Genomic DNA, 17,910 nt, shown 5'->3' with positions numbered 1-17,910 from the left:
CTCTGTTCGGCCTTCAGACGCCCTGCGGGTGCGCGGATCCGGCCGAACCGGCCCGGCGCACCAGGCGGACGAACCAGCCCAGGGCCAGCGACTGGACGAGGACCGAGACCACCAGACCGAGCACCAGGAACCACGCGGGCCCGCCGGCCTCTGCGCCCGCCAGGGAGCCGCCGGCGAAGAACAGGAAGTCGGTGGGGGCGGCGAGGAGGAACAGCCAGACGCCGGAGAACGAGGCGTCCTCGTGGACGACGAACAGGGTGTCCACGGCGACGAACAGCGTCGCCGCGAGCACCAGCCCGAGATAGATCAGGGAAGCGGGGTTACGGAAGGTCAGGCGGATTAGGGTGTTCAGGTGCGGGTGGTCGGTCAGCCGCTTCATGAGGTGCTCCCTTGATCGGTCGGGGCTTCCATCGTGCGCCGGGGGAGCGGGTCCTGCCTGAGTACGGCTACTCGATCGACCGTGAGTGCGGGTGATCAGGTGTGCGCGTCCGTCGTCGCGTTGCGAGCCCCGTAGCCGAGGGCGGCCGCCGCCGCGGCCAGCAGGGCGACCGTCGTCAGGGCGAGCGGCAGCGAGAACCAGTCGGCGAGGAAGCCGATCGCGGGCGGGCCGAGCAGCATGCCGCCGTAGCCGAGCGTCGAGGCGGCGGCGACCCCGCTGGGACCGGCCAGTTCACCCGCGCGCCCCACGGCGACGGGGAAGATGTTGGCGAGGCCGAGTCCGGTCACCGCGAAGCCGGCCAGGGCGAGCCACGTGGTCGGCGCCAGCGAGCCCAGCAGCATCCCGGCCGCGGCCGTCGCCCCGCCGAGGACCAGGGTGCGGGTCTGGCCGAGCCGTTCCAGGAGCAAGGTCCCGGTCAGCCGGCCCGCCGTCATCGTCAGAGCGAACAGTGCGTATCCGGCGGCGGCGAGCCCCGGGTGCGCGCCCAGGTCCTGTTCCAGGTGCAGGGCGCCCCAGTCGGCGAGCGCCCCCTCCCCGTACGCCGTGCAGAGGGCGATCACGCCGAAGAGCACGACGATCCGGCGGGCCCGGTGCGAAAGACGCTGCTTCGGCTCGCTCGGATCGACGGCCTCCGGAGCGGCCGGGGCAGGGCGGTGGCGCAGCAGGGAGGGCCCGGCGAACGCGGTGACCAGCAGGCCGATCCCGGCCAGCAGGAACAGGTGGGTGGAGGCGGAGAGACCGCCCGCGACCAGGCCGCCCAGCCCGGCGCCGACCATCCCGCCCAGGCTGAACGCCGCGTGGAAGCTCGGCATCACCGGTCGGCGCAGCGCGGCGACCAGGTCGACGGCGGCGCTGTTCATCGCCACGTTCATCCCGCCGTACGCCGCTCCGAACACCAGCAGCACGAGGCCGAGGGAGAGCGCCGAGTGGGTCTGGGCAGGCAGCGCGATGCTCAGGGGGAGCAGGACGCCGCAGACCACGGTGACGGCGTGGCTGCCGTACCGGCGGCAGAGTCGGCCGGTGAGCATCATGGTGATCACCGCGCCGGCGGAGACGCCGAGCAGGGCGAGGCCGAGGGTGGAGGCGGAGGCTCCGGTCTGCTGCTTGATGGCCGGGATACGGACCACCCAGCCGGCGAAGAGGAACCCGTCGAGGGCGAAGAACACGGTCAGCGCGGTACGGAGGCGGGCCGACGAGGGTGGGGCGGTGTCTCCGCCAGGTCCCCCCGGTAGGGCCGTCCGCAGTTTGTTTAGTTGCGGCACAAACTCAGCATAGAGGCGCTCTGGCGGCGGGCGCAACACCGCCGCACCCCGCTCGTTCCGTGGGCGCCGCCCTGGCCGGAACGGGATCCCCGAAGCGGCCCTGGGCGTCCGGGACGCCTCCGGATCATGGGAGACTCGCCCCCATGAACGGCAAGGCGACCACCACCCGGACGAAGTTGGAGAGGGGCCGCAGTGCGCTCGGGCCCGCACTGGAACTGGTCCACACCGGACGCGCCCCCACCCGGGCCGTCCTCACCTCCGAACTCGGCGTCACCCGCGCCACCGCAGGTGCGGTCGCCGCGGAACTGGAGGCACTCGGGCTGATCCGGGTCGACTCCAGCCCCGGGTCGGCGGCCGGATCCCAGGGCCGCCCCTCGCACCGGCTGTCCGTCCGGGAGACCGGCCCCGTGGTCCTCGCCGCCCAGGTGCACGCCGACGGCTTCCGCGCCGCGCTCGTCGGGCTCGGCGGCCGGATCGTCGCCACCTCGCCGGGCTGCGTCGCGGTGATGGCCGACCCCGCACAGGTGCTCGGCGAGGTCGTGGCGGCGGGGGCGGAGCTGCTCCGGGCGAGCGGGCTGCGCTGCGTCGGCGCCGGACTCGCGGTGCCCTCGGCGGTCGCCGAGCCGGAGGGGACCGCGCTCAATCCGCTGCACATCGCCTGGCCGGCGGGCTCCCCGGTCCGGGACATCTTCGCCGCCTGCGTACGCGAAGCGGGCATCACCGGACCCGCGTTCACCGGCAACGACGTCAACCTCACCGCGCTGGCCGAGCACCGGCACGGCGCCGGCCGCGGCGCCCAGCACCTGCTGTGCGTGGCCACCGGCCACCGGGGCGTGGGCGGGGCCCTCGTCCTCGACGGCCGCCTGCACAGCGGGAGTTCGGGCCTCGCGCTGGAGGTGGGCCATCTCACCGTGAACCCCGAGGGGCGGCCCTGCCACTGCGGCGGACGCGGCTGCCTCGACGTGGAGACCGACCCGCTGGCCTTCCTCACCACCGCCCGCCGCGAACCGGGCCCCGAGGAGTCCCTCCTCAAGCAGGCCGGGAACCTGCTCCGCACGGAGTACGACGACCCCGCCGTACGGCACGCAGCCGAGGCGCTGATCGACCGCCTGGGCCTGGGGCTGGCCGGGCTGGTCAACATCCTCAACCCCGACCGCATCATCCTCGGCGGGCTCCACCGCGACCTGCTGGAGGCGGACCCGGAGCGGCTGCGCGCGGTCGTCGCCGACCGGAGCCTGTGGGGGCGCAGCGGCAGTGTGCCGATCCTGCCGTGCACCCTGGCGCACAACAGCCTGGTGGGCGCCGCCGAACTGGCCTGGCAGCCGGTCCTCGACGACCCCCTCGCCGCGCTGGCCTGAAGCGCGCTCGGGGCTACGCGCCGTTCACCACTGCCGTCCTCGCCGCAGCCGGCCGGCCTCCGGTGACGACAGATGCAGCACCTCGAAGGCCTCGCCCGCCGCGTCGGGCTCCGGCCGCTCTCGCAGGGTGAAGTGCACCAGCTCCCAGTGGCGCGGATCCACCGCCAGCGCGGTGGCGACCACCCCGGGCAGAGCGGCGATCCGGTGGGTCTCCTCCAGGGCCGCTCCGACCGCGTCGGCGGGCCGTACGTCGGCGGGCACCGACCGCCGCAGTCGTACGGCCGCGAGGGGGAGCGCCCCGGACGACGGCCCCTCCTCGTAGGCCAGGCCCGTCCAGTGCTGGACCTCGGGGCGGCCGAAGTCGTCGGCCAGGCCCTGGAATCCCGGACCCCACAGGAAGGCGTTCATCCCCTCGGGGGCGTTCCACAGGTAGAACGGGGCGTACTGGTTCACCGGCGACCCGGCCTCGCGCTCCCGGATGAGATAGGCCTTGAGGCCGAGCCCGGGGAAGTCGTCGAGGAGATGGCCCTTGGTCGCGACCCGGGTGCGGATGATCCCCATGTCGTAATCGGCGGGCAGCGTGATCTCGTAACTCATGGCGTGCACGCGGGGCTCCTCAGTTCTGGTGGGTGCGGGCGGCGAGCAGTGACAGCAGGCCCTCCACCGCATGGTCGAAGGCGGCGGACGAGCCCGAGGCGCGGGCCAGCACATAGCCGCCCTGCACCGTGGCGACCACGGCCGCCCCGACCGGCCCCGGATCGGTCCCCGGGACGAACTCACCCGCGTCCACGCCCTCCTGGACGATCGCGGTGATCCGGCCGCGCAGCCAGTCGAACGTGGCGTCCACCGGTGCGCGCAGCTCGTCGTCGGTGATGACGTCCGGGTCCATCGTCAGCCGCCCCACCGGGCAGCCGCGCAACACGTCGCGCTCGCGCAGCAGATACGCCGTGATCCGCTCGTACGCGCTGCCGGGTCCGTCCAACAGGCGCCCCGCCGTCCCGCGCATCTCCTCGGCGGTGCGGGTGATGGCGGCGAGCGCCAGCTCGGGTTTCCCGCTGAAGTGGTGGTACATGCTGCCCTGGCCGGCGCCGGCCCGCTGCTGGATGGCCTTCGGGCTGGTGCCCACATAGCCGCGCTGCCACAGGAGTTCCTGGGTGGCCTCGATCAGTCGGTCCGGGGTGCTCATGCGGAGGAGTGTACATACTAGTAGGTACAGAGGGGAGAGGCTGCGTGGACTCTCGGACCGCGCGCGGCGGCAAGGCGTGATCGCGGCCGGAACGCGGGGCGGCGGGGCGGCGGAGCGGTGCGAAACCGCTTCGCCGCCCCCACGTTCCGGCCGGGCCGTGCCCGGGCCGCCGCGCCCGGTTCTGCTCGGCCCGCCTGCCTGCCTGCCTGCCTGCCTGCCCGCCTGCCCGCCCGTCAGCCCGTCAGCCGACGACGGCCGACCGGGCGGGCGCGGCCACGATGTCGTCGGGCGTGATGGTCACGGCCCCGAACGGCCCGTCGGTCATCGACCCGTACACCGCGAGCGGTGGCAGGGTCGAGGCGGCGGAGGCCGCGGGCAGGGTGAACCAGACGGCCTTCCCGGCCGAGCCGATCGGCCGCACGCCCCAGCTCTCGCTGACGGCGGCGATCAGGGCCAGGCCCCGGCCCGACGTGGCGAACGAGTCCGCCTCGTTCACCGTGGGCAGCCGCGGGTCGTGGTCGTGGACGGAGACCGTCAGACGGTCGAGCAGCAGCTCGATGTCGACGGTGCATGACTTGTCCGGCTGTGCGTGCCGGTGAACGTTGGTGAGAAGCTCGGTGACGCCCAGGGCCGCCTGGTCGATCAGAGGATCGAGATGCCAGTAGCGCAGTTGCGCCGAAATGATTCTGCGGACCTGACCGATCCGCGACGGCAGGGCTTGGAGCTCCACCGTGCAGTGCCTGCTTGGCTCGCTGATCACGGCTGCGACTCCCCGAAATAGGTCCGGAAGAAGAGAAGAGATACGAACGGAGCCCGGCGGACGACTGACTGCCGAATCCGCTCTGCTCTTGTCGTGTCTGCTCGTGTCGCGCGACCCGGTCCGTGGAGCGGATCGCTCTGTCACCGAGGGTGCACCTTCAGTGACGTGGATCCAGCGTGGCCCAGGGGATACGGCTCCGCAACTCGCGGCGGAGCCGAACCCTCCCGGAGCGGGCGCGTTCCGTACACGCCGACAGGCCGGGGAACCGGCCCGCCGCCGCCCGTACCCGCAGGTCAGTCCCGGCGGCCGCGCGCACTGCGCAACGTCTCCAGGAAACGCCGCAGCGGAGCCGCCCCGTCCCGTCTGCGGCTGCGCTGCCCCATCGTCAACCGGTAGCGCACCCCGTTCACCCGTGCGATGACGGAATCCGCCGCGATGAACCACCACTTGCGTGCGCTGACCGTACCCACCGGGGCGCTGTCGATCTCCCGCCCGTTGCTCGTGAGGAGGGACAACCGGCCGTCCTTCACCACCACCTGACCGGCCCTGGTCAGCGACCTGGTGAACCGTTCGATCCTGACCCCCGACGCACTGAACTCGACGTCCGCCATCGCGGATTCGCCCCCCTTCGTCACTGCCCCTGCTGTTGCAGTGTGCCCGGACCCGGGCCGGACCGCCAGAGGGCCCGGAAACCCGGCTCACGGCTGCCCGCACCGCGCGTCACAGCCGCCCCGCAGGCGGCGGTCAAAGGCATCGCTATGGGCCATCAAAGTGACCGTTTGTGCAGGTGGGGTGCCTATCGTGGAGGGGCGAGCACCGGATCGACGACCAACAGGAGCAGGCCCATGGAGACCAGTGAACACACAGTCGGGGGCGGGGCCAGGGCGACCGTGGACGTCGACCGCAGCGACCCGGAGTACCGGGCCTGGCTGAAGGAGGCCGTCCGCAAGGTCCAGGCCGACGCGAACCGCTCCGCCGACACCCATCTGCTGCGCTTCCCGCTGCCCGAGGCGTGGGGCATCGACCTGTACCTCAAGGACGAGTCGACGCACCCCACCGGCAGCCTCAAGCACCGCCTGGCCCGCTCACTCTTCCTTTACGGGCTCTGCAACGGCTGGATCCGGCCGGGTAAACCGGTCATCGAGGCGTCCAGCGGTTCGACCGCCGTGTCGGAGGCGTACTTCGCCAAGCTGATCGGCGTCCCGTTCATCGCCGTGATGCCGCGCACCACCAGCCCGGAGAAGTGCCGCCTCATCGAATTCCACGGCGGGCAGTGCCACTTCGTCGACGACTCGCGCACCATGTACGAACAGTCCGCCGCGCTCGCCGCCGAGACCGGCGGGCACTACATGGACCAGTTCACCTACGCGGAGCGCGCCACCGACTGGCGCGGCAACAACAACATCGCGGAGTCGATCTACCAGCAGCTGCGCCTGGAGCGCTATCCGGAACCGGCCTGGATCGTCGCCACTGCCGGGACCGGTGGCACCTCGGCGACCATCGCCCGCTACGTCCACTACCTCCAGCACGACACCCGGATCTGCGTCCCCGACCCGGAGAACTCCTGTTTCTTCGACGGCTGGACCAACCACGACCCGCTCGCCACCAGCGACCGGGGCTCGCGCATCGAGGGCATCGGCCGACCGCGCATGGAGCCCAGCTTCGTGCCCGGCGCCATCGACCGCATGATGAAGGTCCCCGACGCCGCCAGCGTCGCCGCCGTCCGCGCCCTGGAGCGCGCCATCGGCCGCAAGGCGGGCGGCTCCACCGGCACCGGACTGTGGAGCGCGTTCAAGCTGATCGCCGAGATGGTGGAGCGCGGCGAGCAGGGCAGCGTCGTCACGCTGCTGTGCGACCCGGGCGACCGCTACCTGGACAAGTACTACTCCGACTCCTGGCTGGAGGAACAGGGCCTGGACATCGCCCCGTACACCGCCGCCATCGACGCCTTCCTCGCCACCGGCGCCTGGCCCTGCTAAGGGCCCGCGCCCGGTCCGCTCAGGGCGTCGTCGTCGCCAGCCGGGTGTCCAGGCGGCGCACGGCGTCCCGGAAGGACCGGCCCACCCCGGCCCGGGCCAGGCTCAGCACCAGGCGGAACAGCCCCGTCCCGTCGGCGGCGAACGTCCACTGCACCCGTGTCCCCGACCCCTCCGGGGTGAGCCGCCACTCCTCCAGCAGGGCCCGCAGACCCGGTGCGTTGGACTCGTCGACCCGGTAGGCGTAGCACGCGCCCGGCTCGGCGGCGACGATCGTCTCGCGGAAGTGGACCCCGCCCCGCAGCCGCACCTCCCGGCCCGCGCCCGCATCGGTGGGCGCGGCCCGGGTGACGGCGGTGAACCAGGACGGCCAGGACGCGACATCGTCGGCGAGCGCGCGGTACACCACGTCCGGCGGCGCGGACACCTCGGCGGCGAACACCAGCCGCATCGGCGCGGATTCGGCGAACTCCCTTTCCACGGTACGGAGTCGGCGTGCCATCGCGTGCACCTCCCGGCGGTCCGCGGTCGCGGTGTGGTCTGTGGAGCGCACACCCTAGCGGCCCGACCGTCAGTTGTCTGTACCACTGTCGGCAACTGCTGCGCGACCCCTGTCGGCCACCGGTCCGCGCCGCTTCTCCTCCGCCGCGGCCGCCTCCGCGATGTTGCGCGCCATCCCGCCGAACACCACCGAGTGGAAGGGCCACACGCTCCACCAGTACGCATGGCCGAACAGGCCGCGCGGATGGAACAGGGCACGCTGCCCGTACACCGTCCGGCCCCGCTCGTCGCGGCGCACCGACAGTTCCAGCCAGGCCAGGCCCGGCACCCGCATCTCGGCCCGCAGCCGCAGCAGTTCGCCCGGCACGATCTCCTCCACCCGCCAGAAGTCCAGCGAGTCGCCCACCCGCAGATGCTGGGCGTCCCGCCGGCCGCGCCGCAGGCCCACCCCGCCGACGAGCCGGTCGAGCCAGCCGCGTACCGCCCAGGCCAGCGGGAAGGAGTACCAGCCGTTCTCGCCGCCGATGCCCTCGATCACCCGCCACAGCGCGTCCGGCGCCACCGGCACGGCCATCTCCCGCTCGTCGCGGTAGAGGCTGCCGCCCGCCCACTCCGGGTCGGTGGGCAGCGGGTCGCTCGGCGCGCCGGGCACCGAGGCGTTGGACCAGCGGGTGTCGACCCGCGCCTCCTGGATCCGCTTCAGGGCCAGCCGCAGGGCCCGGTCGAAGCCGATGGCCCCGTCCGGCGGGTCGGGGACGTACTCCTTGATGTCGTGCTCGGCGCAGACCACCTCGTGCCGCAGCGACTCCGTGAGCGGCCGGGCGATGGAGCTGGGCACCGGGGTGACCAGACCGACCCAGCGGCTGGACAGCGTCGGGGTGAGCACCGGCACCGGCAGGATGACGCGCGGCCGCAGCCCCGCCACCTCCGCGTAGCGCTGCATCATGTCCCGGTACGTCATGACGTCCGGGCCCCCGATGTCGAAGGCCCGGTTCACCTCGGCGGGCAGCGCCGCGCACCCCACCAGGTAGCGGATCACGTCCCGCACGGCCACCGGCTGGATTCGGGTCCGTACCCAGCTCGGGGTGACCATCAGCGGCAGCCGCTCCGTGAGGTACCGCAGCATCTCGAACGAGGCGGACCCCGAACCGATGACGATCGCCGCGCGCAGCATCGCCGTGGGCACCCCGGAGTCCAGCAGGATGTGCCCCACCTCGGCCCGCGAGCGCAGATGCGGCGACAGGTCCTTCTCCGGCACCCCCGCCGGGGTCAGCCCGCCCAGATACACGATCCGGCGCACCCCGGCCGCCCGTGCCTGCTCGCCGAAGGTCCGGGCCGCCCTGCGGTCGGTCTCCTCGAAGGTCGAGCCGGTGCCGAGCGCGTGCACCAGGTAGTACGCCACGTCGACGTCCCGCATCGCCTCCGTCAGGGAGTCGGCGTCGGTGACATCGCCGCGCACCACCTCGACCCGGTCCGCCCACGGGTAGTCGCGCAGCTTCTGCGGTGTTCTCGCCAGGGCGCGCACCCGGTGCCCGGAGTCGAGCAGGGCGGGCACCAGCCGGCCGCCGATGTAACCGGTGGCCCCGGTCACCAGACAGCGGGGAGCCGACCCGTCGGGGAGTTCTGCGCCGTCGCCGGGGCCTTCCTCAAGATCCGTCACCTGGCCGAGTGTGACACCGGACGGCTCCCTGGACCGGCCTCGAGGACTCCGTACGGCGGCATCGACGCCATCGGTACGGTGACGACCCCCGGCCCCGGCCCCTGGCTCCCCGGCCTCCGGCCCCCCGGTCCCCGGCCCCCGGCCCTCGCACCGGCTCAGTGCACCGCCGTGAGCGTCCCGCCCTCGCGCAGCGACGCCGTCAGTTCCACGTCGGCGTCACGGGGCGCCCGTACCGCGAACGTCGGCCCGCCCGCCGCGCCCCGCACCGCCCCGCTCGCCTCGATCCGGGTCACCGCCCGGCTCCCGGCGGCCAGGACGTACCACCGGCCGGAGGCCGCCTTCCAGTGCGTGCCCGCCAGGACGTGCTGTCCGAACCGGCTGCACAAGGCCGTGTCATCACGGTCGGCGACCACCGCGGCCGGCTCCGTGGGCGAGGCGGCGGGCCCGAGAAACTGCACCAGCACCCGGCCGGGGCCCCGCCAGGTGTCGGCCCGGGTACAGAGCCAGCCGGCCGACGCACCGCCCTCGGGCAGCTTCTGCTCGGCGAACGCCCAGTTGTTGACCGCCCGCACGCCGGAGCCCGCCAGGGTCCGCAGGGAACACGCCGTACGCGCCCAGGCGAGCAGCGCCTCGGTGCTCGTCGCCTCACGCGGCTGCCGGGCCGGCGCGCCCCGCCCGGGCGCCGGCGTGTACGTCAGATGCGCGGGGGCCAGATCGCCCAGGTCCGTCACCAGGAAGGCGTGCTTCTCCACGATCCGCTCGGAGGACCGCAGCTGGAGCACCGGCCACGTCTCGCACGCGCCGCCCGCGGCGGGCCGGGGCACGGTGGCGGTGACCCCGTCCGGGCCCACCTCCAGCGGCCGCCCGGGCGTGTCCGGCGCGAGCAGGTCCCGGGTGGTCGACAAGTCGATCCAGGGGGCGAGCAGGAACCGCGCGCCGTCGCCCGTACGGCTGACGACGACCGCCGCACCCGTCGTCACGTCCGCGTCGTCGGTCCGGGCGAAGTCGAGCGCCGCCCCGCCGGACCCGGACAGCGGCTCCGCGTACCGCACGACCCGGTCGGCGCTGTCGTGGAACAGCACCACCACCGCTCCGTCCACCTCACCCGCGAACAGCAGTCGGGGCGGCTCGGCGGGCGGTACCACCGCCGTGCCCGGCGTGGTGGAGACCCGGACCGACTCCCCAGGCTCCGCCCAGGCCCGCAGCGCCCGGCCCAGCAGCCCGTCGTCGTCCGTGCGCCCGCCCCTGGCCGGCCAGGCGGTGAAGTCGACGCGCGAGGTGTCCGCCCACCGCTCCGCCGCCGTCCGCATCAGCTCCGCCGGATCGAGCACCGGCGCGAACACCCCCGCCGGGGCCCGGTCCTCGCCCCCGCCCCGCGCCTCCTGATCGACGGCGACCGCCAGGCCCCCCGCCAGCACGCACAGCGCCGCGGCCACCGCCGTCGCCCGCACCCGATGCCTGCGCCGCAGCAGATCGCTCGGGCGGGTCTGGACCGTGCACGGGTCGAACTCGCCGGACCTGAGCATCGCCTGCGCCCCGGCCCGGTCCGGCCGCCCCAGCCGGGCCGCCCGGCGCACCGCGTCCGCCGGATCCGCCACCGCCGCTTCGGCCAGCAACTCCCGGACCCCGGTCTCTTCGAGCCCCTCCAGCAGCTGCAACGCGAACGCCGCTCTGACCGGTCCGTCCACCGCCGACAGCGCCCGGTCCAGGGCCAGTTCGTCGACGCCGCCCGCCCGGGGGAAGAGCCGCAGCCCCCACACCACCGGCACGCCCAAACGCAGCGCGGCCGGCGCCGGGAGCCGCCCGGGCCACCAGCGGGGCCGGCGTTCGTGGGCCAGCGCCGCCCGCAGCACCCGCAGCCGCACCCACCCGTACGCCGGGTGCGCGGGGCTCCGGTCCGCCGAGGAGCCCTCCACACCCGCCGGAGGGCCGGTCCGGCGGGACTGGGCCGGAACGCGCGGGCCCGACGCCTTGCTCCCGGCAGCGGGCAGGGCCCGCTGGACGACGGAGTGGGCGGTCAGGACCCGGTGGTGCCGGCCGAGCGCCGGCGGCAGGACGACATAGGCGAGCCGCACCAGGCGCGGGTAGTGCTCCACGAGGGCGGCCTCGGCCTGCCGCACGCCCGTGCGGTCGCTCTGTACGTCGGTCTGCTGCTGCGGTTGATGGATCGGCATGAAATGGGTGCCTTCCGGGGCCGTGGCGGGATGTCATACCGACAAACGAGTCAATCGTGTGACGGTCACATCACCCCTGCGCGGCGCGTGTCCCTCCACCCGTGCGGGCCCGCTTCCGCAGGCCCCCGCCTCACCCGTGAGCGTCGCCGGGGGAGGCGAGCAGGGCGTCCAGGACCTTGCCGAACATCCGCCGCCCGGCGGAGGCGAGCAGCGGGTCACCGAACCGGGGAACCAGCCGCACCCGCAGCTCCTCGACCCAGACCACATGGGAACCGGAATCCGTGGGCAGCACGTCGATCGAGGCCCGGCCCAGCACCACGGAGCCCCGCTTCTCCAGGCGGCAGACCCCGGCCCGGCCCCCGGAGGGCGGTGTCCACCGCACCACTTCCATCGGGTCGTCGAACGCCAGCGGGCCCAGTCCCGTACGGGCCACGAAGACCGTGCCGAGTTGAGATGGAAGCCCGGTCGGGACGGAGATCGCGGTCAACGGCACCTGCGCGGCGTGCCGTTCCCAGTCGGTCACCCGGCGCCAGGCCTCGGCTGCGGGGAGAGGGGAGAAGCGCTCGATCCGGAAGACGGCCACAGCCCGATCCTAGGGCCTGTCCCGCACGCCGCGAGCCGAGCGGAATCCGCGTCAGCCCTCGGTGGCGGGCGGGGCGTCGGCGGTCTCGGCGGGAGCGTCGCCCGCCACCAGCAGACCCGGCAGATGCTCCTCGATCTCCGCACGCAGCTCCGGAGCCAGGCCCGCGTCCGTGACGAACGTGTCGACCTCCTCCAGCGCGGCGAAGGAACTCAGGCCCACCGTGCCCCACTTGGTGTGGTCGGCCACGACCACGATCCGGCGCGCCGCCCGGACGAAACGGCGATTGGTCTCCGCCTCCGCGAGATTGGGCGTCGAGAGCCCCGCCTCGGCCGAGATCCCGTGCACGCCGAGGAACAGCACATCGAAGTGAAGGGAGCCGATGGCCCGGTCCGCGACCGGCCCGACCAGCGAGTCCGAGGGAGTGCGCACCCCGCCCGTCAGCACCACCGTCGCCGCCCCGGGCCGCGCACCGCGCCCCCCGGCCGGACGTTGCGCGTCGTGGAACACGTCGGCCACCCGCACCGAGTTGGTCACCACCGTCAGATCCGGCACGTCCAGCAGATGCCGGGCCAGCGCGAACGTCGTCGTCCCGCCCGAGAGCGCGATCGCGCTGCCGGGCACCGCCAGCGCCGCCGCCGCCCGCGCGATGTCCTCCTTGGCGCTCAGCTCCAGCGCCGACTTCGCCTCGAACCCGGGCTCGTGCGTACTCGCCTCGACGACCGGGACCGCACCGCCGTGGACCTTCTCGATGACGCCCTGGCGGGCCAGCGCGTCCAGATCCCGGCGGATCGTCATGTCGGAGACGTTCAGCTTGCGGGTCAACTCGTTGACCCGGACCCCGCCACGCCTGCGCACCTCGTCGAGGATCAGCGCACGGCGCTGCTCCGCGAGCAGGTTCTGGTTCTCGCTCAACGCCGGGTCCGGTCCTTCCCTCTGCCGTACGGTCCGCAGCCCTCTGCGCGACACGCCCATCCTGCCACGCACGCATGTCCCGCGTATCACCTGGGGAGATTCCGTAAGACCGCTCACACACCCGCCCCGCGCCCGGAATTCTGGGTCCGGGCCACCGGCGGGCGTCACGCCCAAAGCCCCCTGGCCCCCCGGACCCGCTCCTGTGCACGTCTTCGCCGGCCGTGAGGCCGGCGCCCCGAGAGAGAGTTCTCCGTTGGCTCCTGCCGCCGTCCCACCCCCGTCCTCCCCGCCTCCCTCCCCGTCCTCGCAGCACACCGGGACCGCACTGGAACTGCTCGTCCACGGCGTCGGCGGCGCCACCCCGCAGGAGATGCTGGGCGACCCCCGTACCGTCCGGGTCACCGGCGACGAGACGGCCGCCGTGTACCGGCGCACCGACGACGCCCACGGCGAGAAGCACCCCGAGCGCTACCGGGACGAGCCCGTCGCCGAGGCGTACTGCTGGTCCGGCCTCACCTCCGGCAACGGCTCCCGGGCGCTGTGGCTGCTCCTCCTGCCGTTCATGGTGGTCAACCTCGCCCACTGGATGCGCCCCACCGCCACCGGTCGCACCCGCGCGGTCCGGCTGTACGGCGTCCTGGTGCGGCTTCTCGCGCTCAGCCTCACCGTGCTGCTCACCGCGGCCGCCTGTGAAGTCGCCCTGGACCTGCTGGCCTGGCAGTGCGCGGGCGCCGAGGCCTGCGCCGAACGCCGCTCCTGGCTCGGCTTCCTGTCGGAGCGTCAGGGCGGCTGGTGGTCCCAGCCCGGCCGCCGCCTCGCGCTGGCCGCCGTCGTGCCCGCGGCCCTGGTGGGACTCCTGTGGTACCTGTCCAACCGGACCTGGAGCGCGTACGAGTCGCAACGCCCGCTGGATGAGCAGGATTTCGACGCGGACGACCCTTTCGGGACGGAGGCGGCCCACGGCCCGGCCGCACCCGACCCGGACGCCGGCGGGTGCCCGCGCCCGGCCGTCCCGGCCCGCCCCCCGCTCGGCAGGCCCGGCTTCTGGTACGGCCGCCGGCTCGTCGCCCGGCTCCGCGCCGCCCACACGGCGGCCGGGTTCCTGACCGTCGCCGCGGCCGTCGCCGGCGCCGCCGCACGACACGACCGGGGCGCCGAAGGACCGGTGCTACGGTTCATCGGCGCGGCCGTCGAAGGCGGCATCGTGCTGTGCGCGCTCGTCGTCGTCTGGGTCGTCTGCCGCCGGGGCCGCAGCGAACGGACCCGCGACACCCGCCTGGACGCCGCCCTGATCAGCTATCTGCCCGGTTCCGCACTGGCTCTGCTCGGCCTCGCCATGCTGTACGCGTCCCTGTCGCGCCCCGACTGGCAGTCCTCGGGCAGCCTGCCGGGCGAGGCCGCCTTCCGGCTCCTCAACGTCGGCCAGGGCCTCCTGATCATCTGCCTGGCCCTGGTCGCCTGGAGCCTCTACCGGCGCACCCCCGAACCCCGCACCATCCTGCACGGACTCGGCGGCCCCGCCGTCGCGATGCTCGCCTGCGCCCTCGGCGGGGTGATGACCGGCGGGGTGGCCCAGCGCGTCGCCGACTGGCTGGACGGGCCCGGCACCCCGGGCATGGGCCACAACACCGACATCGCCGGGCCGCCGGTCCTGCTCAGCTGGCAGGCCTCCGTCATCCCGGTGCTCCTGCTGCTCCTGCTCGTCCCCGTCCTGGTGCTGGTCGTCCGCACCGCGCGCACCGCCCGCCGCCTCGGCCCGGTCATCGAGGCGGAGTACGCCCCCGAACCGCCCGACGAGGGCCGCACCCGCCGTATCGCCCGGATCCGCGCGACCGCCGCCCTCACCGACTCCGCCCCCTGGATCCTCGGCGTGGTCTCCGCCGCGACCCTGCTGCTCGGGGCGGGCGCGATCGCCGGCTCCTGGCACAGCGACCAGGTGCCGGGCCGGGCCGCCGACGGGACGGGACCGCTCCTGGAATCGTTCGCCGACGCCGCGCAGTCCACCGGCTCCTGGCTGATCGGCTTCGGCTTCATACTCTTCGTCGCCGGCGGCCGCCGCGCCTACAAGGACGCCTCGGCCCGCCGCACCATCGGCATCCTCTGGGACGTGGGCACCTTCTGGCCGCGCGCCGCCCATCCCTTCGCGCCCCCGTGCTACGCCGAGCGCGCCGTCCCCGACCTCGCTTCCCGGATGTCCGCCTGGACGACGACCGCACCCCGGGGCCGGCTCGTCATCTCCGGCCACTCGCAGGGCAGCGTGCTCGCCGCGTCCGCCGTCTGGCAACTGCCCGACGCCACCCGCCGCCGGGTCGCGCTGCTCACCTACGGCTCGCCCCTGGAGCGGCTGTACGGGCGGTGGTTCCCGGCCTACTTCGGCCCGGAGCCGCTGCTCGGGCTGCACCGCTCGGTGCACTGCTGGCGCAATCTGTGGCGGCACACCGACCCGATCGGCGGCCCCGTCCGCATCTGTGCCGACCCCGACCCGGGCGTCGACCGGGGCCCCTTGAAGGACCCACTGGCCTACGGGCGGACCACGAAGCTCCCGCTGCCCGAACCGATCCTCGGGCACTCCGACTACCAGGCCGACCCGGCCTTCGCCGACGCGCGCGCCGACCTCCTGGAGGAGCTGGGCCCGCTCGTCCCCCGGCAGGTGGAGGCACGGACTCAGAAGGGCAGTTCGGGGAGGTCCTCCGGGTAGAGGAGGGTCAGGTCGTCCGTGCTCGTCTCGGCGAGCTGGGCGACCCGGCCCGCGTGCCGCTCCACCATCGACTCGAAGGTCTGGCGGGCGGTGCGGCCGTTGCCGAAGGCGGGGCCCTTGGGGAGTAGCGTGAAGTGCTTCAGGAGCGCCTCCCCGGTCCCCTCCGCCAGGCTGTACTCATGCTCCTCGGCCTGCTGCTCGACGATCCGCAGCAGCTCCTCCGGGGCGTAGTCGCCGAAGGTGATGGTCCGGGAGAACCGCGAGGCCACCCCGGGGTTGACGGTGAGGAACCGCTCCATCTCATGGGTGTAGCCCGCGACGATCACCACGACCGCGTCCCGGTGGTCCTCCATCAGCTTCACCAGGGTGTCGATGGCCTCACGCCCGAAGTCCCGGCCGGAGTCCTCGGGGGACAGGGCGTACGCCTCGTCGACGAACAGCACCCCGCCGCGCGCCCGGTCGAACGCCTCCTGGGTCCGGATCGCCGTCGAGCCGATGTGCTCGCCGACCAGGTCGACCCGGGACACCTCGACCAGATGGCCGCGCTCCAGCACCCCGAGCGACGCCAGGATCTCCCCGTACAGCCGGGCGACCGTGGTCTTGCCCGTACCGGGGGAGCCGGTGAAGACGAGGTGCCGGCGGACGGACGCGGCCTTGAGCCCGGCCTCCTGACGGCGGCGGCCCACCTCGATCATGTCCGTGAGCGCCCGCACCTCCCGCTTGACGCTCTCCAGCCCCACCAGCGCGTCCAGTTCACCGAGGACGGCCGAGGAGTCCCGGGCCGGCTCGGCGGCCGGGGCAGACGGCTCGGGTTCCGCGGGCCGCCGGCCGGGCATCGCGGTGAGCAGGCCGGGGGTCGACGGGGTGGCCGTCAGCACCGCGGGGGCCGGAGCCGGAGCCGTACGCAGACCGCTCTCGTCGCTCGTGCAGTCCTTGGCCACCGGTCCGGTCGCGGAACCGGTCTCGCCGTCGGGGAACTCGTAACCTCCCCGCGCGCACCGCTCGGTACGGCACCGGGTCAGCGTGGTGCGGCAGCCGTCCATGATGTGGAAGCCGTAGCCCTCGCTGCCGGTCACCCGGCAGCCGTCGAAGGTGCCCCGGCCCTCGGCCGAGACGTAGAACCCCGCTTCGGCCGGCGAGGTGACCGTGCAGCGCTCGATGGTGGGGTCCGCGCCCTTGGTGACGATGACCCCGGTCTGCGCCGCGTCGATGGTGCAGTTGTTCAGCGTGCCGCCGCTGCCGTGGTCCCGGAACCAGGCGCCGGTGGACGCCTCGCGGATCCGGCAGTCGTCCAGCTGGGCGGTGGCCCCGTCGCTCACCGACACCGCGGTGTTACGGATCTGGGAGAGGTCGCTGTCCACCACGTCGGCGCGCGAACCCCGGTCCAGGACGAACAGTGCGTCGGGCACGTCGTGCACCCGGCAGGCGTCCAGTATCACCGTCGCGCCGTCACTGACCCAGACCGCCGGATAGTCGCCCGTACTGTCGTGGATCTCGCACTGGTTGGCGTCGACCCGGGTGCCCGGATCCCAGACCGAGAGCCCGTTGCGGCCGAACCGGCGGACCGTGGAGCGGGTCAGCGTGAGCACCGAACGCGACCGCAGATCGACGGCGTTCTCCGGAATATCGTGGATGTCGCAGTCGGCGAGCGTCAGCACCGCGTCGGTGTCCAGCGTGACACCGTCCGCCGACGTGCGGTGCACGGTGCAGTCGGTCAGGTGGGCCGAGGCGCGGGCCGTGACCTGGATGCCGCTGCCCTTGATCTCGTACACCTCGCAGCCGAACGCCTCAAGGCCGCTGCCCTCCCCGGTGACGCCGATGCCCGCCCCGGACGCGTGGTGGATCCGGCAGCGGTCCAGACGCGGGTGTCCGCCGTCGCGGACCGAGACCCCGGACTGGCCGGCCGAGACGATCTCGCACTCCTCGAACACGCCGCCCGCGCCGTCCAGTACGGCGATGCCGACCCCGGCCGGATTGTCGACCGTGCACCGCCGCACGGTGGGCCGGGCCGCGCCGCGCACCTCGATGCCCGCCGCCGACCGGGTCACGATCCGCAGGTCCGTCAGCTCCGCCGTGCCGTCCTCCACCAGGAGCGCCGGGGCCGCCGAGTCCTGGCCCTCGATGTGCAGGTCCTGGACGACCGCGGAGGCGCGCACGGTCAGCGGTACGCCGTCGACCGGCGCGATCCGCACGGAGCCGACCGAGCCCTCGGAGCCGCGCAGCGTGACCGAGCGGTGGAGGACGAGGTTCTCCCGGTAGGTCCCGGGTGCGACGGTGAGGACGTCCCCGTCGGCCGCCGCCTCCAGGGCCGCGGAGAGGGAGGCGTACTCGCCGGTGCGGCGGCGCCATCGCGATGTGCCGGTGTGCGTCACCTGGACCGTGCCCTGTGCCATGGCGTTGC

The 17,910-nt window shown here is 73.9% G+C and carries 15 protein-coding genes; 3 read left to right on the top strand and 12 right to left on the bottom strand.

Annotated elements, in window-relative coordinates; translation table 11 throughout:
- Positions 1-13: 13 nt before the first annotated feature.
- Together ACFWM7_RS03315 and ACFWM7_RS03310 are read right to left on the bottom strand one after the other, a co-directional pair.
- The gene (locus ACFWM7_RS03315; RefSeq protein ID WP_383254463.1) at positions 14-379 is read right to left on the bottom strand and encodes an SCO4225 family membrane protein; all 366 of its coding nucleotides are present in this window, start codon (positions 377-379) and stop codon (positions 14-16) included.
- A 95-nt stretch (positions 380-474) separates the two neighbouring features.
- A complete protein-coding gene (locus ACFWM7_RS03310; RefSeq protein WP_383254460.1) occupies positions 475-1,605 on the bottom strand; it encodes an MFS transporter in 1,131 nt (376 codons plus the stop codon).
- A 239-nt stretch (positions 1,606-1,844) separates the two neighbouring features.
- On the opposite strand from ACFWM7_RS03310, the gene ACFWM7_RS03305 reads away from it, so the two are divergent.
- Entirely contained in the window at positions 1,845-3,059 is a 1,215-nt protein-coding gene (locus ACFWM7_RS03305) for an ROK family protein (protein WP_383254459.1), read from the top strand.
- A gap of 24 nt (positions 3,060-3,083) precedes the next feature.
- On the opposite strand, the gene ACFWM7_RS03300 is transcribed toward ACFWM7_RS03305, so the two are convergent.
- From ACFWM7_RS03300 to ACFWM7_RS03285, 4 genes are all read right to left on the bottom strand, one after another.
- On the bottom strand, positions 3,084-3,665 hold the full coding sequence (locus ACFWM7_RS03300) for a DUF4865 family protein (protein WP_383254458.1): 582 nt from the start codon (positions 3,663-3,665) through the stop codon (positions 3,084-3,086).
- A gap of 10 nt (positions 3,666-3,675) precedes the next feature.
- Positions 3,676-4,245 (bottom strand): TetR/AcrR family transcriptional regulator, encoded by a 570-nt coding sequence (locus ACFWM7_RS03295; protein ID WP_383254456.1) that lies wholly within the window; start codon positions 4,243-4,245, stop codon positions 3,676-3,678.
- A gap of 241 nt (positions 4,246-4,486) precedes the next feature.
- A complete protein-coding gene (locus ACFWM7_RS03290) occupies positions 4,487-5,005 on the bottom strand; it encodes an ATP-binding protein (protein WP_356567263.1) in 519 nt (172 codons plus the stop codon).
- 293 nt (positions 5,006-5,298) lie between these two features.
- The gene (locus tag ACFWM7_RS03285) at positions 5,299-5,616 is read right to left on the bottom strand and encodes a hypothetical protein (RefSeq protein WP_007459530.1); all 318 of its coding nucleotides are present in this window, start codon (positions 5,614-5,616) and stop codon (positions 5,299-5,301) included.
- A 234-nt stretch (positions 5,617-5,850) separates the two neighbouring features.
- Here ACFWM7_RS03285 and ACFWM7_RS03280 point away from each other — a divergent pair, with 234 nt between their 5' ends.
- Positions 5,851-6,984 carry a PLP-dependent cysteine synthase family protein gene (locus ACFWM7_RS03280; protein ID WP_383254453.1) on the top strand — a complete coding sequence of 378 codons (1,134 nt, stop codon included), beginning with the start codon at positions 5,851-5,853 and terminating at the stop codon, positions 6,982-6,984.
- Positions 6,985-7,003: 19 nt separating this feature from the next.
- Here ACFWM7_RS03280 and ACFWM7_RS03275 read toward each other — a convergent pair whose 3' ends face one another.
- The 5 genes from ACFWM7_RS03275 to ACFWM7_RS03255 form a co-directional block, all read right to left on the bottom strand.
- Positions 7,004-7,483, bottom strand: a complete 480-nt coding sequence (locus tag ACFWM7_RS03275) for an SRPBCC family protein (protein WP_383254451.1) — start codon at positions 7,481-7,483, stop codon at positions 7,004-7,006.
- A 69-nt stretch (positions 7,484-7,552) separates the two neighbouring features.
- Complete coding sequence (locus ACFWM7_RS03270) at positions 7,553-9,142, bottom strand: SDR family oxidoreductase (protein ID WP_383254449.1); 1,590 nt, start codon at positions 9,140-9,142, stop codon at positions 7,553-7,555.
- A 155-nt stretch (positions 9,143-9,297) separates the two neighbouring features.
- A complete protein-coding gene (locus ACFWM7_RS03265) occupies positions 9,298-11,316 on the bottom strand; it encodes a hypothetical protein (RefSeq protein ID WP_383254447.1) in 2,019 nt (672 codons plus the stop codon).
- Positions 11,317-11,446: 130 nt separating this feature from the next.
- Positions 11,447-11,899: an SRPBCC family protein gene (locus ACFWM7_RS03260; RefSeq protein WP_383254445.1), complete on the bottom strand. Its 453-nt coding sequence runs from the start codon at positions 11,897-11,899 to the stop codon at positions 11,447-11,449.
- A gap of 51 nt (positions 11,900-11,950) precedes the next feature.
- Positions 11,951-12,811, bottom strand: a complete 861-nt coding sequence (locus ACFWM7_RS03255) for a DeoR/GlpR family DNA-binding transcription regulator (protein ID WP_383254443.1) — start codon at positions 12,809-12,811, stop codon at positions 11,951-11,953.
- 253 nt (positions 12,812-13,064) lie between these two features.
- Here ACFWM7_RS03255 and ACFWM7_RS03250 point away from each other — a divergent pair, with 253 nt between their 5' ends.
- Entirely contained in the window at positions 13,065-15,509 is a 2,445-nt protein-coding gene (locus ACFWM7_RS03250; RefSeq protein ID WP_383254441.1) for a hypothetical protein, read from the top strand.
- Here the strand turns inward: ACFWM7_RS03250 and ACFWM7_RS03245 are convergent.
- Complete coding sequence (locus ACFWM7_RS03245; protein WP_383254438.1) at positions 15,476-17,902, bottom strand: right-handed parallel beta-helix repeat-containing protein; 2,427 nt, start codon at positions 17,900-17,902, stop codon at positions 15,476-15,478. The two genes, ACFWM7_RS03250 and ACFWM7_RS03245, sit on opposite strands and share 34 nt — an antisense overlap.
- Between the last annotated feature and the right edge of the window lie 8 nt (positions 17,903-17,910).

The sequence above is a fragment of the Streptomyces sp. NPDC058375 genome, assembly GCF_042723425.1.
Lineage (GTDB): Bacteria > Actinomycetota > Actinomycetes > Streptomycetales > Streptomycetaceae > Streptomyces > Streptomyces durocortorensis.
The sequence above is the reverse complement of the archived record's forward strand: the minus strand, read 5'-3'. Positions and strand labels throughout refer to the sequence as shown.

Bases quoted from the DNA above. Each gene is read 5' to 3' on its own strand.
- ACFWM7_RS03245 (WP_383254438.1), bottom strand. From the start codon at position 17,902: ATGGCACAGGGCACGGTCCAGGTGACGCACACCGGCACATCGCGATGG.
- ACFWM7_RS03305 (WP_383254459.1), top strand. From the start codon at position 1,845: ATGAACGGCAAGGCGACCACCACCCGGACGAAGTTGGAGAGGGGCCGC.
- ACFWM7_RS03280 (WP_383254453.1), top strand. From the start codon at position 5,851: ATGGAGACCAGTGAACACACAGTCGGGGGCGGGGCCAGGGCGACCGTG.
- ACFWM7_RS03315 (WP_383254463.1), bottom strand. From the start codon at position 379: ATGAAGCGGCTGACCGACCACCCGCACCTGAACACCCTAATCCGCCTG.
- ACFWM7_RS03295 (WP_383254456.1), bottom strand. From the start codon at position 4,245: ATGAGCACCCCGGACCGACTGATCGAGGCCACCCAGGAACTCCTGTGG.
- ACFWM7_RS03275 (WP_383254451.1), bottom strand. From the start codon at position 7,483: ATGGCACGCCGACTCCGTACCGTGGAAAGGGAGTTCGCCGAATCCGCG.
- ACFWM7_RS03265 (WP_383254447.1), bottom strand. From the start codon at position 11,316: ATGCCGATCCATCAACCGCAGCAGCAGACCGACGTACAGAGCGACCGC.
- ACFWM7_RS03285 (WP_007459530.1), bottom strand. From the start codon at position 5,616: ATGGCGGACGTCGAGTTCAGTGCGTCGGGGGTCAGGATCGAACGGTTC.